Origin of the sequence: Aquiflexum gelatinilyticum (assembly GCF_024813435.1) — a bacterium.
Classification (GTDB): Bacteria; Bacteroidota; Bacteroidia; order Cytophagales; family Cyclobacteriaceae; genus Cognataquiflexum; species Cognataquiflexum gelatinilyticum.
In genome coordinates this window covers 221,476-238,095 of sequence record NZ_JANAEZ010000004.1, presented here as the reverse complement: position 1 = coordinate 238,095, position 16,620 = coordinate 221,476, and the positions used below count along the sequence as shown (strand labels likewise).

The window sequence follows — 16,620 nt, the reverse complement described above, 5'->3', positions numbered from 1 at the left end:
ATATCTTTCTATATCATTAATTGAGCTTCGGTAAATTAAACTTTTCGTGTGGGGATATTATGGTTTTTTTTATCTTAGAGTTTCTTCTTTTGAGTACCAGAAAAGACAATAAAGTGACAAAAGATTCTGTTTGGCTATTAAGATTGATGAAGGCAAACTTGTTTGTTGTTTTTTTATTGCTCCCCCTTTTGGCAAAAACCCAAGTAATTGTCGGGAAAATCACAGATGAGAAGACAGGAGAGCCTCTTCCTTTTGCCAATGTTTTTATCAACAATACAACTTTGGGAAGTACGACTGATATCAATGGGGATTTTAAAATCAGTGGATCCCTACCCCAAAACCCCGAAGTCGTAGCATCCTTTGTCGGTTACACTACCAAATACAGAAAAATTTCATTTGGGAATAGAATTCAAATTGTTGTCAATTTTCAATTGGCTTCTAAGGAATCCCAATTAGATGAAGTAATGCTAAAAGCAAGACGTGATAAAAGATGGGAAAGAAATCTTAAAAAATTCAAGCGGGTTTTTTTGGCGGTTCCAAATGATCCATTTTTCAAAATGAATGAAATCCTCAACCCTTGGGTTATTGATTTTGAAGAAGGTAAAACCCGTGGGTCAAAATACCTGTTGGCCAGTGCTTCGGAGCCACTCAAAGTTTCGAATTTGGGTTTGGGGTATAATTTGGATTACCATTTACGGGAATTTATCCAGACACGGGACGCTTTCCAATACATTGGTTTGGTCAATTTTCATGAAATAGATTCGGTCTCCACCGAAAAAAAGAAATCCTGGGAAGATCAAAGAAACTCCACTTATTTCGGATCCTTACGCCATTTCCTACATTCACTTCTCCATAATGAAGCGGACAGACAAGGATACAGGCTATATCTGGTAGATAGCTTTCCACCAAAAACGAGAACGAATGTATTCCATGAGGAATTGGGAAATTCCATCAAAAAACTTCCCTTTGATTCCTTAAAAATTGACACACTTCCCAATGGGAATTTTGGTCTTTATTGGCCTGACAGAGTAGAAATTCATTTCAGAAAGAAGGCTTGGGCAAACGATTACTACACTAGAGTGTATTATCCGCTCAGTTGGATCACGTCTCCTACATGCTATTTTGAATTTGATGCCAATGGGATTCCGACCGATCCAAGGCAGATCATTTTTTCAGGATTTATGGGAAGACATAGAGTGGGTAGATTTTTACCACATGATTTCGTCCCTTCCAAGGATCAACTTACTCTCTTTTCTGAAATTGACAGCGCGCTTTTGGGTCAAACAAGATGGAATTCACTTCGGGAAAAACCCTACCTGACTTTCAATAAATCCTATTATACACCTGGTGAGACTGCATGGTTTAATGCACGGATGATTTACCAAAACCAGTTTTTGGTAGATTCTATGAGCCGGGTACTTTATGTTGACTTGATCAATGAAAAGAAAGAATTGGTGATTCAGGAAACTTTTGAGATTAGGGAAGGTATGTCAAAAGGGCAGCTTCAATTAGGGCCTGACCTCAAAGCAGGAAATTATACCGTCCGTGCCTACACCAATTGGATGAGGTACTATCCTGAGTCAGATTACTTTTACAAGCCATTACCCTTGATTTCAGCTGACCGCGAAGTTATTTCCTCCACAGGCGTAATTCCTTCCGACCAGGAAGGGGAGGAAATTTCCATTGCGTTGAAAACTGACTTTACCCATGAAGAGCTCTTCAATAAGGCCAACATCAATATTTCGGTTTTGGATATAGACAGTTCTTTTGTGGATTCGGATTTCAGTATTTCCCTGATCGATGCGGATTTGGCAAAGTTTATCGGGGAAGAAAATACGATAGAAACTGATATAAACTGGATTGGAACTGAGCTTGGCGATTATGAATTTCCGGAGGAAGAATACAATATCGAATATGGGATTTCATTGGAAGGCATGTTTTCAGACAGAGAAGGAAAACCATTGTCCGTCCCATTGACAGTGGTACTAGGACAGATGGAAGATTTTGGTGTGATTAAGTCTGATACATCAGGTTATTTTTGGGGGACAGGGCTTTTATTTACCGATTCGGCTGAGGTTGCGATAGCGGCATTAAACCAGAGAAGGAAGTCATTTGGAAACATTTCCCTCATTGAGCCTTTGAGACCGGAAGTTATGGTCAATTTGCCCAAACTTCAATTTGAAACCAGGCCAAAATCCACAATTGGAAAGCTTGATATTTTTGATGGAAAATATGTTGAGTTGGAGGAGTTCCTCTTTGAAGGGGAAAAAAAGCAAACCATGGAGGAAAAAAACTATGGTTATGGTGAAGGAGATAGGAGTATAGGTCCTGATTTTTTGGAGAAATTTCCGGAGCAAACACTTGATGTAATTGTCGGAATGAACATGCAGGGAGGTGGATTGGGTAATTTTAATTGGGGACTTGATGCCGGAGAACCACTTTTAATCATTGACGGCGTACGTTATTTTTCGGATAGCCGGGAATCTACGATGTCGGCTTTAAAAACTTACATAGCTGCTGAAGTTGAATCCATTGAAGTCTATACTTTCAATGCTGCCCAGTTTGGCATGGCGGGATTTGCAGGAGTCATCATGGTAAATACCAAAAAAGGGTCAAGGGATCCTCAGGGATCAAACCAGGTTTTCAACAATGAAGAATTTCAAATATTTAAAATAAGAGGGTTTACTCCTGTCGTGGAATTCCCCGTTCAAAAGGCTGAATCTGAAATCCCCGAGTCTAGACCATCACTTTATTGGAATCCTAATGTCAAAACCGATAGGGACAATGAAACCTTTACTTTCTCAGTCAATCTTCCAAAATCTACCCAAAACATGATTTTGAGGATTGAAGGCATGAGTGGCGACGGTTTACCTTTTTACCGGATTTTTCAAATTCCGGTCAACTGAAATTGTAAGCTGACATAGTCATTTATCCCAAAATCAAGTCCATGCTGATTATGAAAATGACCCAAATACGCCGATTTCAATAAAAATATTGGTCTATTTTCTAAAGTTCCCTTCTAAATTAAATTATTCGGGTGGAGATATTATGGATTTTTTTATCTTTCAAACTCTTCCTTTGAGTCTCCAAAACTCCATCTTGAATGATTATGAAATTTGCTTTTCCAAATAAGCTAGCAAAATTGACCCTTCTTATCTTGGGTATGTTAGTTTATGGTTTTTTGGAAGCGCAGGTAATATCAGGCAAGGTAGTGGATGAAAAGACCGGTGAAGCCCTTCCTTTTGCCAATGTTTTTATCAACAATACCACTTTGGGAAGCACCACTGATATCGACGGGAATTTTAAAATCAGTGGTTCCCTGCCCCAAAATCCCGAAGTTGTGGCTTCTTTCGTAGGGTATTTTACAAAGTACAGGAAGGTTGCTTTTGGCGGGAGAAATCAGGTTACTGTCAATTTTGAACTGACTCCAAAAGAGGACCAACTTGACGAGGTCTCTCTTTCTGCCAAAAGGGACAAAGCTTGGGAAAGGAATCTGCGCAAATTTGAGCGGGTTTTTCTCGCCGTACCGGATGATCCTTTTTTCAAAAAGAATGAAATACTCAATCCTTGGGTCATCGACTTTGAGGAAGGAAAAGCAGAGGGATTGGGCAGATATCTTGCTGCAAGTTCTTCGGAACCCATCACAGTGGCAAACAGAGCACTTGGCTATGAGATTGACTATCACCTTCAGGAATACCTTCAGACAAAGAATGGCTTCCAATATTATGGTCTTGTCAATTTTGGGGAAATAGAAACTCCGCCAAATGCAGATGAACAGAATTGGAATGAAAGCCGGAATTCGGCTTTTTTTGGGTCAATGAGACACCTTTTGTATTCGTTGGTACGCAATGAAGCCGATAGTCAGGGATTTGAAGCATTTATAGTGCAAAATATTGCATCGACACAGCGGACCAATGATTTTGATCAGGAGATAGGCAGTTCACTTTTGCCACTTCCTTTGGATTCTTTGGTAACTGCAATTTTGCCAAATGGAAATTTCATAATGGAATGGCCAGGAAATGTAGAAGTGCATTTTACCAAAAAATACTGGCCTAGCACTTATTACACAAATAGATCTCATCCCATCTCTTGGATCAATGCGCCTAACTGTAGATTTGAAGTGGATGCCAATGGTGTCTTGATGGACCCAAGGGAGTTGATTCTTTCCGGATATGTAGCAAGGGAGCGTGTTGCAAGGTCTTTGCCTCATGATTTCAGACCGGATCTGGAAGACTTGAAGTTGTTGGCTGAGGTGGACAGCAGTCAGATAGACCGAGATAAATGGAACAACCTCCGTGAAAAACCCTATCTGACATTTAACAAACCCTATTATTCACCGGGAGAAACAGTCTGGTTTTCTTCTAGAATGATTTATCAAAACTCAATTTTTCAAGATTCGCTTAGCAGGGTTTTGTATGTTGAGCTTCTTAATGACAATAAAGAGCCGGTATTGATAGAAAGTTTCCCGATTGCAATGGGATTAGCAAAAGGACAACTTCAGCTGCCTGCAGGAATCACAACAGGTAATTATACCATCAGAGCATATACCAATTGGATGAGAAATTTTCCTGAGACGGATTTCTTTTACAAACCGTTGCCTCTCATAAGCGGGGATAGGGAGGTGGTGGCATCGGATATTTGGCTGACCAAAGATCAAAGTGAAGAAGAAGTTTCTATCCAATTTTCCTCAGAGATTAAAAGAGAGGAACTCTTCAATATAGCTACAATCAGCCTATCTGTACAGGACCCCGACAGTACTTTATTGGAAGGCAATTTCAGTATTTCACTGATTGATGCGGATTTGGCCACTTTCATCGGAGAGCAACATACCATTGAAACAGCAATAGACTGGATAGGAACTGAACTCGCAGAGTATGATTTTCCGGAGGAAAAACACAATATAGAATTTGGGATTTCACTGGAAGGCTACTTTTCGGACAAAAAAAACAAACCGCTCGCAGTGCCACTGACTGTTGTTTTGGGAGAGATGGAAGATTTTGGGATTATAAAATCTGATTCAACCGGATATTTCTGGGCAACAGGACTTTCATTTACTGATTCGGCAGAAGTTGCCATTGCTGCTTTGAACATTAACCGAAAGTCATTTGGAGAGGTGTCGATCTCTGAAAAAATAAGGCCGTCGGTGAGTGCGGATTTGCCTAAGCTTCAATTGGAAACTCGGTCAAAATCCAAAATGGGGCAACTTGATATTTTGGATGGAGATTACTTTGAGTTGGAGGAATTTGTTTTGGAAGATCAGAAAAAGGAAACGTTGGAGGACAAAAACTACGGATATGGACCCGGAGATAGGAGTATAGGTCCGGAGTTTTTGGAAAGATTCCCCCAACTTACTTTGGATGGGATTGTATCCATGAACATGCCCGGTGGGGGAATGGGCAATTACAATTGGGGTCTCAATGCAGGAGAACCGCTTCTGATCATTGACGGCAACAGGTATTTTACCGATGCAGGTGAGACGACCAATGATGTTTTGAGGACTTTTATAGCAGCAGAAGTTGAATCTGTCGAGGTCTATACATTTAATGCGGCACAATTTGGAATGGCAGGATTTGCAGGAGTCATTATGGTCAAAACAAAAAAGGGAAGCCGGAATCAAGAAAATGCCGACAGGGTTTTCAACAGCGATGAATTTCAAATTTTTAAAATGAGAGGATATACTCCTATCAAAGAATTCCCTGTTCAAAAAGTTGGTTCCGAAATTCCCGAATCCCGGCCTACAATTTATTGGAATCCCGCAGCCCAAACAGATTCGGAGAATGAAACATTTAATTTTTCGGTCAATATCCCCAAGTCTACCAAAAATATGCTGCTGAAAATTGAAGGCATCAGCAGTGATGGCTTGCCATTTTACCGGGTGTTTGAAATTCCGGTCAATTGATTATTGATCCTACCTATTTGGTATTCATTTAACTTTTATCGGTTTCTCAATTATCCTTAAATACCTTTATCTATCGTTAATTTTTGTCAACAACCACAATAAAATTGGCTCGTTAGAACATTAAATATTATTTTTCCAACACCATTGACTACCACAACCATGAGCCTTACCAAACGATTTTTAATACCAATCTTTTTGTGTTTTTTCCTCCTCGCTTCTATTATCGAGGGCAATGCCCAAGGGATCAGAGGGAAAGTCACTTCAAAATCCGGGGAAGTGCTTCCGTTTGCTTCCATCTACGTCCGGAACCTAGGAGACGGCGTTCCGACCAACCAAAATGGGGAATATGAATTCCGCCTCAAAAAAGGGGTTTATGATGTACTAGCCCAATACTTGGGCTTTGCTTCGGAAGTTAAAACAGTTGTGGTCTTGGAGGATTGGGTGGAACTTAACTTTGAACTGGATGAGCAGGTTTACGCCTTGCAGGAGGTGACGGTCAAAACAAAACAGGAAGATCCGGCTTTGACGATTATGCGGAAGGCGATTTCCAAAGCCAAATTCCATCGCCTTCAGGTGCAGGAATACAGCATGATGGTTTACCTCAAGGGTACCGGCCAACTGACAGACGCTCCTTTTTTCATGAAAAAAGAATTGGAAAAAGAGGGGGTCAAACTCGATGAAGCATACACCACGGAGTCGGTCTCTCAAATTACTTTCAAGCAGCCCAATACTGTCGAAGAAAAAGTAATCAGCATCCGTACCAATGGGGATAACAACGCCACTTCTCCTGCGCCTTACATTGCGACGAGTTTTTACAATGCCAAAATCAATGAAGCAGTCACACCACTTGCGCCGTCTGCCTTTGCCTACTACCAATTCAAATATGAAGGTTCTTTTGTAGAAAACGGCGTCATGATCAATAGGATCAAAGTGACGCCAAGGTCAAGAGGGGAGAGGGTTTTTGAAGGGTACATCTATATTATTGAAGACCTTTGGGCTATTCACTCCCTGGATCTGACGACATCTTTGCTTGGGTTTTCTATTGGAGTCAAGCAGATTTACCAGCCTGTTGCCGAGAATGTCTGGATGCCTTCCACGCATACTTACACTTTTGGAGGGAAGTTTTTTGGTTTTGCAGGGGAATACAAATACCTAGCTTCCACCCGCGACTACAAAGTGACACTCAACCCTGATATGATTGCCGAGACAGAAATCATTGACGAGAAAGTCACAGAAGTACCAAAGGATGTCACTGCTTTCAATAAAAGCGTGTCAAGTTTGGAGCAAATGGCCCAAGCGGATAAAATGACACGAAAAGATTTCAGGAAGCTTGTCAATGAATATGAAAAAGAAGAATTAAAACAAAGCAAAGAAGCGGAGGTAGTTTCAAACAGGAATTATACCATCGATTCTTTGGCAAAAAAAAGAGATTTGAGCTATTGGGACAGCATCCGTCCTGTAAAGCTGACCGAAAAGGAAATTCGTGGCTACCAAAGAGATGATAGTTTGGCAGTAGTTGAAGCTGCCAAAATCAGTGAGGTGGACAGCGTTGCCAAAAAGGCTAGACGAGGATTCAAGCCTGGAGAAATCCTGACGGGAGGATCCTATTCCTTCGGCAAAGGCAGGTCGGCAGGTTTTCACACCAACCTGACAAAAATCTCCTTCAACACGGTGGAAGGTTTCAAATTCGGACTTTCGGGCTTTTATAGGATTGAAAAAAGTACCAAAATGGCCGATTCAGTGACGATGCATCGCCGGACGTGGAATTTCAGACCTGAAGTACGATATGGTTTTTCCAGCGACCAACTCTATGGAACGCTTGATATCCGTAGGTCGGTCAACAAAGGCAGGCCGGGATATACGGTTGGGTTGACGGGAGGACAATATATCTTCCAGTTCAATGGTGATAACCCCATTTCCGAGCAAGTCAACATGGCTTATTCTCTGCTTTTCAGGCAAAATTACATGAAGCTTTACGAGCAATCATTTCTGAAAGGATATTATAGCCATAGGTTTACAGATGCCGTCACTTTCCGCACCAATGTAACTTATGCTTACCGAAGGGAATTGTTCAATAATTCTGATGTCAGCCTTTGGAAGCGGGCTGAACGGGAATATACGCCAAACCGTCCTGTCAATATCGAAGCAGATCCCGTTGCGTTTGAAAACCATCACGCATTAATCTGGACCAATAACCTTGAATGGCGTCCTGGATTGAAATACTATGTCAGAAATGGCAGAAAAAATCCATTGTACGAATCCGCCCCTTTAGTCAATTTCCGGTATACCAAAGCAATTCCCGGAGTTTTCAACAATCCTATGGCTTCCAAATTTGATTTTGTGGAGGCAAGTATTGAGCATTTCTTCAACTTTGGGGTGAGCGGCAAATTGGATTTCAATGTCAGTGCTGGGGCATTCTTAAACAATGACCGAGTGTATTTCATGGATTTCAAACATTTTGGCGGTAACAGAACCATCTTTGCCAATATGGGAGTGGCGGCCAATTACAGGTTTTTGGATTACTACCAATATAGCACCCAGACCCAGTATGTCAGCGGGATTGTACATTACCAGTTCAGGAAGTTTTTGCTGACCCAGTTACCGATGTTGCGGTTTTCAGGTGTGAGAGAAAATATATTTTTCAATTACCTCAAAACCCAGAATTCCCCCCATTATTGGGAAGTCGGTTACTCTTTAGATAATCTCTTCAGGATCTTCAGGGTAGAAATGGGTGCCGGCTTCGAAAACAGCAATTACCAAAGAGGAGGATTCCGGTTTGGCATTGCCAGCTTTATTAATGTGAATTTTGAGGATTAAATCTCCTAAGTAAGAGGTTATGTTTTCTAGAATTTGATATTGGGATATTAAGATATTAGGATATTGTTTTTGAATCCATCGCTTCATTGAAATATAAATATTTTCAAATAGTGGAATCAATAATTCGGGGTTTCCCTCCTCCTGGAAGGAGTGGTCTGTAGTTCGTGGACTGTCGACCTTATTAACCTTTAACCAAATTACCAAATAACCCTTTCACCCAACCTTATAACTTTTCAACCTTCCAACTTTTTATCCCATTAACCCATTAACCAATCCCAAATTTTGATTTTACCGCAAAGCCTTCTATATTGGCATCTGTAAGGTTTAATATCAATAAAGATGAATAACCTTTGGTTATTTCACTTTCATCGGGGCTTCTTAGAAGCCTTTTTTGGTTTATAGACTTTGATTAAGCCATGACAAGTCCTTAATTTAGCCACCCAAATCCCACACATGTCATTAGAAGTAAACAGGCTGACAAAAACTTACGGTTCCCAAAAGGCGCTGGATGAGGTTTCTTTTGTGGCAGAGAAGGGAGAGGTTTTGGGGTTTTTGGGTCCTAACGGTGCCGGCAAATCCACCACCATGAAAATTGCGACGGGCTTTATTTTGCCCGATCAGGGTGATGTCCTTGTCAATGGACTTTCTGTCCTTCAGAATCCCAAAGAAGTCAGCCGCTTGGTCGGTTATCTTCCCGAACACAATCCGCTTTACCATGACATGTACATCCGGGAGTTTTTGGATTTTATAGGGGGACTTTACGGACTAAAGGGAAATTCCCTAAAAAATAGGATTGAAGAACTGATTCCGCTTTGTGGATTGGAAGTCGAAGCCCACAAGAAAATATCCCAACTTTCCAAAGGATACAGACAGCGGGTTGGCTTGGCGAAAGCACTCATCCATGATCCGGAAGTGATTATTCTCGATGAACCCACCACAGGCCTCGATCCCAACCAACTGGTAGAGATAAGGAAACTGATCAAAAATATCAGCGCAAACAAAACATTGATTCTCAGCACCCACATCATGCAGGAAGTGGAAGCCATTTGCGACAAAGTTGTCATTATATCCAAAGGAAAAATCGTTGCTTCGGACCTCTTGAAAAACCTAAAATCCGAAGCAGGCAAATCAGTTTTGATATTGGAAACAGAGGAATCCCTTTTGTTGGAATGGTTTGCGCCCATAGGCGAAATCACTTTTTCCAACTCCGATAAAGCCATTCAGCTTAAGGTAAAAGATGCCGCTGTTGCAAGAAAAGAATTACTTCAAATCCTTCAGGAAAGGAATCTGACACTCGTCAGCATTCAGCTAAAGGAAAAGAACCTCGAATCTATTTTTCACCAAATCACCCAAAGCTAAGCCGATGCGTGCACTGTATTGGAAGGAAGTCAATGGATTTTTCAGTAACCTGAGCGGGTACCTTATCCTTGGGGTCTTTTTGGTTTCGTTGGGTTTGATTGTTTGGGTATTTCCTGACACTTCCGTCTTGGAATATGGATTTGCAGACTTGGAGCCCTTATTCGTGTACACTCCTTATGTTTTCACATTCCTTGTTCCGGCCATTACCATGAAGATGATTGCCGAGGAAAGGAAGTCCGGAACATGGGAAATCCTCATGACTTCCCCGCTTTCCATTCCCAAAATCATTGTTGCCAAATACGCTGCTGCCCTGACTTTGATCGTGGTGGCTTTGCTTCTCACCTTGGTTTACTACTACAGTATCGTTCAGTTGGGAGATCCTGTGGGAAATATTGACCATGCAGGTTTCTTTGGTTCATGGATCGGATTGGTGTTTATAGGGGCGGTTTTTGCCTCTATCGGGATATTGGGATCGGCCTTGACTTCACATCAGATCGTGGCATTTATCTTAGGAGTTTTTATTTCGTTCCTGCTTTATTTTGGGCTGACGGCCTTGGTGCAGCTTCAGGTGATGAGTCCGTTTGCTTTGTTTTTGGAAGAAATGAGCCTGAGTTATCATTACCAAAGTATGAGTCGGGGGGTGATTGACGCACAGAATATTGCTTATTTTCTTTCCGTGATTGTATTGATGTTGGGTTTGACGGGAATTTTAATCCGTAGAAAATGAAGAGATCCGCCAACATATCGCTTATAAAAAATCTTGGAATCATTGCCGGTATCCTGGTTGTGATTTGGGTTTTGGCGAAATTGGTTCCTTATCGAATTGACTTGACTTCAGACAAAAGGTATTCCCTCCATCCTGCGACCGTCGAGGTTTTGGAATCATTGGAAGAACCTTTGGAAGTGGAAATATTACTTACCGGTAATCTCCCCGGCGGCATGAGGAGGCTTCAGCGCTCAATCGAGGAGAAGATCAGAACATTCAATGCTTACAGCAGCCAAAAAATTACTTTTTATTATCAGGATCCCTTGGCCTTGCCAAAAGAGGAACAAGAAGACTATATCGTAGGATTGTCAGAATACGGCATCAATCCCACCAACCTTTATGTCAATGAAGATGGCGGGCAAAAATCAAAACTCATTTTCCCGGGTGTAATCATCCGCAATGCTGAATTTGAGACCGGTTCGCTCTTATTAAGGGGAGAAATGGGTATGGGACCTGATCAGGTGCTCAACCAATCTGTGGAAAATCTTGAATTTGAATTGATCAACGGAATCCGAAAACTGATCAGCAAACAGGCTTTTGAAATTGGACTTGCCATGGGGCAGGGAGAACTGAGTGTTGATGAGGGATTTGGGATTGTGGAGGCACTCGCTGATAATTATGAGGTGTACAAAGTCCCCTTGGAGCAGGCAAAAAAACCTTCTGACTTAGACCCTTTCAAAATTATGATCGTTTCGGGGCCAAAGGAAAAATACACAGAAACGGAAATTTATCTCCTCGACCAATACCTCATGAATGGGGGAAACATCATTTTTATGATTGATGCCTTGGCTTATGACATGGCGCAGGCTGGCGGAGAGGGTACGGTGGCCATGCCTTTTGAAAATGGTCTGGACCAGTTGCTCTTCAGGTATGGCGTCCGGGTCAACAAAGATTTGATTCAGGACATGAATTTTGGTCGCTATCCTGTCATGGCAGGTAATTTTGGAGATCAGCAACAGTTGGTCCCACTGCCTTGGCCGTTTTTTGTTTTGGCAGGGAAGATGGCTTCACACCCCATCACCAAAGGATTGGATCAGGTGATGTTTAAGTTTTCAAGTTCTTTGGATACTGTAAAGGCAGATGGCGTTAGAAAAACCCCTTTGATTTTCAGTTCGGATTTTTCCAAAAAATCCCCTGCACCGGTAAGATTGGCATTTGTAGACATGGAAAATGAGCCCGACCTCAATGAATTTGGATTGAAAAACCTTCCTTTGCTATACTTACTGGAAGGAAATTTTACTTCTTTTTTCAAAAATCGGTTTCTACCTGATGCTGCCGACAAAACGGGTTTCAAGGAATCTGGATCTCAAGGGAAAGTCATTGTGGCCGGAACGGGCAGTCTTTTCCAAAGCGATCTCACTCCCACAGATGGAAATCATCTGCCTTTGGGACAAGATCCATTTAGCAATGTGCAGTATGCCAACCGTCAGCTTCTATTGAATGCGATCAGTTATCTTGTAGAACCTGAGGGTATTATTGCCACCAGGACCAAACAGTTTCAGATCCGCCCCCTCAACAAAATCAAGGTGCAAAACGAGAAATCAAAATGGCAGGTAATCAACATTCTTGTACCTGTGGTTTTATTCTCGATCTTGGGGATGGTTTGGATCAGCATCAAAAAGCGGACATTTTCCAAAAGAAGTTGAAATTCAAAAAACATTTGGTAAAATATCCTTCAAGCCTCTGATTTTTTTACTCTAAAGTGTAAGTCAAGGGCAGCTTTTATAATTTTATTTATAAATTTACCATGTTCAATAAAAAACGAAAATAAAGACCCTCCCATATGAAATTTATTGTTTCTTCTAATGCACTCTTAAAACAGCTTTCAGCAATCAACGGCGTAGTAACTACCAATCCAGTGGTTCCGATTTTGGAAAATTTCCTTTTTGAAATCAAAGCAGGGAAATTGACCATTACAGCGTCTGATTTGCAGACTTCCATGATTACAGAGATAGATGTCGAGGCAAGGGAGGACGGAAACATTGCTGTTCCTGCAAAGATTCTGATCGAAACACTTAAAAACCTTCCTGAACAGCCTGTCACTTTCAGCATTGACCAAGATACTTACAGTATCGAAATCAGTTCTGACAATGGACGCTACAAGCTGGCAGGGGAAAACGCAACGGATTTCCCAAAAATCCCAACGGTGACTAACCCAACCTCAGTGGACATGTCTACTGAAATATTGAGCTCTGCGATCTCCAATACGATTTTCGCAACCAGCAACGACGAGTTGCGACCTGCCATGACCGGGGTTTATATCAACCTGAGCAGCACCAACACTACTTTTGTTGCTACTGACGGACACCGATTGGTAAGATACAGAAGGGTAGATGTAGCAGCAGCAGATGGTGCAAGCATCATCATCCCGCGAAAAGCACTCAACCTTTTGAAATCAACTCTGCCTTCCGAAAATGTTCCGGTAGCAGTTGAGTTCAACAATTCCAACGCTTACTTCAAATTCAACAGCATCAAGATGATCTGTAGGTTGATCGATGAGAGATTCCCGGATTATGAAAATGTCATCCCTGTGGACAATCCAAACCACATGACCATCGACAGGTTGGAGTTTTTGGGTTCACTGAGAAGGATCGCCATCTATGCAAATAAGACTACCCATCAGGTAAGGTTAAAATTGACAGGAAGTGAATTGCAGATCTCTGCTGAAGACCTTGATTTCTCCAACGAAGCAAATGAAAGATTGTCATGTGACCATGACGGTGAAGATATTGAGATCGGATTCAATGCAAAATTCTTGGTGGAAATGTTGAATAACCTTTCTTCCAAAGAAGTGACTTTGAAGTTTTCTGCACCAAACAGGGCAGGGTTGATCGTACCATCTGGCAAGTCAGACAATGAAGATATCCTGATGCTGGTGATGCCGGTAATGTTAAACAACTACGTATAAAATTAGATTTTCAAAAAAATAGAGGAACCGAGAAATCGGTTCCTTTTTTTTATGCCAAAATGGATAAAGCGGAGGGCGCAATTCTGCATGTCAATGGTGTAAAGCCAACAAACTCCCCATCCATATCTATAGGTATTGGATGTTCACCGGTGATTTTGCATTGCGTCCCTTGACCATAGGATACTTGGGGGTGTTGGATTTTCCTCCCTTTTTTTAGTTGTGGAAGTTTTTTCAAGTAATCCCAAACTGAGATTTTGAGGAGAAAAACCCAATCTAATAATCCATCATCAACTTTGGCTTCCGGCGCAATTCCTAAACCACTAGCAAAGTATTTTCCATTTGCCATGCAGATACTCATTGCCGGACTTTCTAATTCAAAATTTTCAGAAAAGAATTTGACTTTGACTGGTTTGTAAAATAAAAAGGAGCGTAAAATGACAAAGAAATAAGTCATACTGGAGCCCCAAATGGACCTTCCTGTTCGAAGCATCTGGGTAGCAAATCCACCTAACCCTACATCGGCAATATTAACAAAATACCTTTTAGATGGCGTTCCCCCTTTTCCGGTAAACTCCAACTCTGCAACATCAATCAGTCTTGATTTGGCGAAAAGAATATTTTTTCGGAGGGCGGCCAAGTCTTTGGTTATTCCTAAACTTCTACAGAAATCATTTCCTTTTCCAAAAGGAAGAATACCCATTTTTAGCTCTGAAGCTTTTGGATTGGTTAAAATGGCATTTGCTACTTCATTGACAGTCCCGTCACCTCCCACAGCAATTAATATAGTTGCGCCTTTTCGAAGAGCTTCCGAAGAGCATTTTAATCCACACATATCCGGTTTCGTTGTGAAGAATGTCAAGGTTCCAATAGATTGGAAATGCTCTGAGAGCTTCGCCAATAATCGGGATTTGGCTTTAATTTTTCCGTGGACGATGAAGGCAATGTGTGGGGTATCTGCCATTTTCCGTATATCTAGATCAGGGTATCAGAATATAGGTGGGTTTATTGGGAAACGGAAAGCACTATTACCAGGCTTGGTTTCGTAAATCTATAGGATTTCTAATACCCAACTCTCCAAAGGCTTCAATTCTACCCTTACTTTTCCCTTCCCTTCCTGGATTTTCAAAACAGGATTGACAGCGCCATACAGTTTTTCAGACAGCGGGTATTCGCCTTCACTCAGACCCAAGGTTTGGATGATTTCGGAGGGAAGTTCAAGGTCAAATCCGTAGGATTCGGATGCATCAAAATTGGAAATGATGACCAGTTTTTGGTTTTCATTCCATCTGACAAATGAAAAAACCCGGTCATTATACCATTCGGTATTTTGTCTGTTATGGCTGTGTATGTCTGTAAAATTTCCTGCTAAAGCAGGACTTGTTTTGGTGAAATTTAAGAGTCGGCTATAAAAGTCTCTCAGGGATTTTTCAGCTTCAGATGATTGTCCTCCATCAAATTTTCCTCCGTTCATCCATCTCTGGTGATGGGGAACACCGATATAATCAAAGATGGATGTTCTCGTCGGAGATCCAAATCCGGCTTTTTCAGCACCGGGTTCGCCGACTTCCTGTCCGAAATATATCATCGTTGGCGATGAACCGATCATAGCCGACACGACCATGGCAGGTTTTCCCTTTTCTGCATTGCCTGCAAATCCCAGACTTGCGATGCGTTGCTCGTCATGATTTTCAAGAAAGTGTAGCATGTGCTTGTCAATATCTGCCAATCCCTTTTGGATCGGGAGGATGTTGTCCGTGGAGCCCTTTCCCTGCATGATGTTTTTGAGCGTGTCGTAAAGTTCTACTTTGTCGTAGAGGTAATCCATTTTCCCCAAATGGATATAATTCCGGTACTCCTTGGGATTGTATATTTCTGCCAAAAGGAAAGCATCGGGATTGTTCATCTTGATGGCAGAGTTCATATAGCTCCAAAATTCCACAGGAACCATTTCTGCCATGTCATAGCGGAACCCATCCACGCCTTTTTCGATCCAGTACAAGGCTATATCTTTAAATTTGACCCAGGAATCGGGGACATCTTTGTCTTGCCAGAATTCATAATGCGCTTTGTAATCTTTCTGCGCAAAGTCAGCCGGCAATTCTATGAAATCCTTGCTGCCATCCGGTTTGATTCCGTAGTTGATCTTGACCGTTTCATACCAATCATGAAAGTGTGGCTGGGCTTCACGTGAACCGTTTCCTGTCCATTTGGCGGGAGATTCATCAAACTTTCCGTCTACCAATGGATGTGCTTTGCCTCCCAAAGGCTTGTAATTGTCCAATGGTGCCGGAACTTTAAAATCCTTGCCAGGTATATAATAGAAGTTATTGTTTCTTTTGTATTCGACCGAAGTGTCGTCACCTGCGCCAAAATCCTTTACTCCTTCGGGATTGCTTTTTCCTTCATATCTCCTTGCAACATGGTTGGGGACAATGTCTATGATGACTTTCATGCCTTGGTGATGCGTTCTTGCGATCAAGGCTTCAAATTCCTCCAATCGTGTTTCCGGATTCTCTGCTAGGTCAGGATTGACATTATAGTAGTCTTTGACGGCATAAGGCGAACCTGCCCTCCCTTTGACTACCTCGGGGTCGTCATTGGAAATGCCATATTCGGTATAATCATTGATCAAAGCGTGATGGGGCACTCCTGTGTACCAAATGTGGGTGACTCCCAAAGACTTTATTTCTGATAGTGCTTTGTCCGTGAAGTCATTGAATTTTCCAACGCCATTTTCTTCCAAAGTTCCCCATGGTTTGTTGGTGGTATTGGTGTTGCCAAAAAGCCTGGTGAAAACCTGATAAACGATCACTTTATTTGGAGTTTCCATTTTGGTATTGGCTTCAGGGATTTGGGTCTGGGGCGAGTTGC

Annotated in this window: 9 protein-coding genes; 7 read left to right on the top strand and 2 right to left on the bottom strand. The window is 41.8% G+C overall.

Features of this window, described 5'->3' with window-relative positions; genetic code table 11:
• Window positions 1-89: 89 nt before the first annotated feature.
• The 7 genes from NK987_RS11420 to dnaN all read left to right on the top strand — a co-directional run bounded on the left by NK987_RS11420 (window position 90) and on the right by dnaN (window position 13,749).
• Window positions 90-2,906 carry a TonB-dependent receptor gene (locus NK987_RS11420; protein ID WP_259263945.1) on the top strand — a complete coding sequence of 939 codons (2,817 nt, stop codon included), beginning with the start codon at window positions 90-92 and terminating at the stop codon, window positions 2,904-2,906.
• Between the two features lie 197 nt (window positions 2,907-3,103).
• Window positions 3,104-5,899 (top strand): carboxypeptidase-like regulatory domain-containing protein, encoded by a 2,796-nt coding sequence (locus NK987_RS11415; RefSeq protein ID WP_259263944.1) that lies wholly within the window; start codon window positions 3,104-3,106, stop codon window positions 5,897-5,899.
• A 159-nt stretch (window positions 5,900-6,058) separates the two neighbouring features.
• The gene (locus tag NK987_RS11410) at window positions 6,059-8,716 is read left to right on the top strand and encodes a DUF5686 and carboxypeptidase regulatory-like domain-containing protein (RefSeq protein WP_259263943.1); all 2,658 of its coding nucleotides are present in this window, start codon (window positions 6,059-6,061) and stop codon (window positions 8,714-8,716) included.
• A gap of 453 nt (window positions 8,717-9,169) precedes the next feature.
• Window positions 9,170-10,075 carry a gliding motility-associated ABC transporter ATP-binding subunit GldA gene (gldA, locus tag NK987_RS11405; protein ID WP_259263942.1) on the top strand — a complete coding sequence of 302 codons (906 nt, stop codon included), beginning with the start codon at window positions 9,170-9,172 and terminating at the stop codon, window positions 10,073-10,075.
• A gap of 4 nt (window positions 10,076-10,079) precedes the next feature.
• The gene (gene gldF, locus NK987_RS11400) at window positions 10,080-10,802 is read left to right on the top strand and encodes a gliding motility-associated ABC transporter permease subunit GldF (RefSeq protein ID WP_259263941.1); all 723 of its coding nucleotides are present in this window, start codon (window positions 10,080-10,082) and stop codon (window positions 10,800-10,802) included.
• Window positions 10,799-12,487, top strand: a complete 1,689-nt coding sequence (gldG, locus tag NK987_RS11395) for a gliding motility-associated ABC transporter substrate-binding protein GldG (RefSeq protein ID WP_259263940.1) — start codon at window positions 10,799-10,801, stop codon at window positions 12,485-12,487. The genes gldF and gldG overlap by 4 nt, the downstream gene beginning before the upstream one ends.
• 137 nt (window positions 12,488-12,624) lie before the next feature.
• Window positions 12,625-13,749 (top strand): DNA polymerase III subunit beta, encoded by a 1,125-nt coding sequence (gene dnaN, locus NK987_RS11390; protein ID WP_259263939.1) that lies wholly within the window; start codon window positions 12,625-12,627, stop codon window positions 13,747-13,749.
• Between the two features lie 49 nt (window positions 13,750-13,798).
• Here dnaN and NK987_RS11385 read toward each other — a convergent pair whose 3' ends face one another.
• Together NK987_RS11385 and NK987_RS11380 are read right to left on the bottom strand one after the other, a co-directional pair.
• Window positions 13,799-14,710: a diacylglycerol/lipid kinase family protein gene (locus tag NK987_RS11385; protein WP_259263938.1), complete on the bottom strand. Its 912-nt coding sequence runs from the start codon at window positions 14,708-14,710 to the stop codon at window positions 13,799-13,801.
• A gap of 87 nt (window positions 14,711-14,797) precedes the next feature.
• A complete protein-coding gene (locus NK987_RS11380) occupies window positions 14,798-16,579 on the bottom strand; it encodes an alpha-amylase family protein (RefSeq protein WP_259264049.1) in 1,782 nt (593 codons plus the stop codon).
• Between the last annotated feature and the right edge of the window lie 41 nt (window positions 16,580-16,620).

Bases quoted from the DNA above. Each gene is read 5' to 3' on its own strand.
- NK987_RS11415 (WP_259263944.1), top strand. From the start codon at position 3,104: ATGATTATGAAATTTGCTTTTCCAAATAAGCTAGCAAAATTGACCCTT.
- NK987_RS11410 (WP_259263943.1), top strand. From the start codon at position 6,059: ATGAGCCTTACCAAACGATTTTTAATACCAATCTTTTTGTGTTTTTTC.
- gldA (WP_259263942.1), top strand. From the start codon at position 9,170: ATGTCATTAGAAGTAAACAGGCTGACAAAAACTTACGGTTCCCAAAAG.
- gldF (WP_259263941.1), top strand. From the start codon at position 10,080: ATGCGTGCACTGTATTGGAAGGAAGTCAATGGATTTTTCAGTAACCTG.
- gldG (WP_259263940.1), top strand. From the start codon at position 10,799: ATGAAGAGATCCGCCAACATATCGCTTATAAAAAATCTTGGAATCATT.
- dnaN (WP_259263939.1), top strand. From the start codon at position 12,625: ATGAAATTTATTGTTTCTTCTAATGCACTCTTAAAACAGCTTTCAGCA.
- NK987_RS11385 (WP_259263938.1), bottom strand. From the start codon at position 14,710: ATGGCAGATACCCCACACATTGCCTTCATCGTCCACGGAAAAATTAAA.
- NK987_RS11380 (WP_259264049.1), bottom strand. From the start codon at position 16,579: ATGGAAACTCCAAATAAAGTGATCGTTTATCAGGTTTTCACCAGGCTT.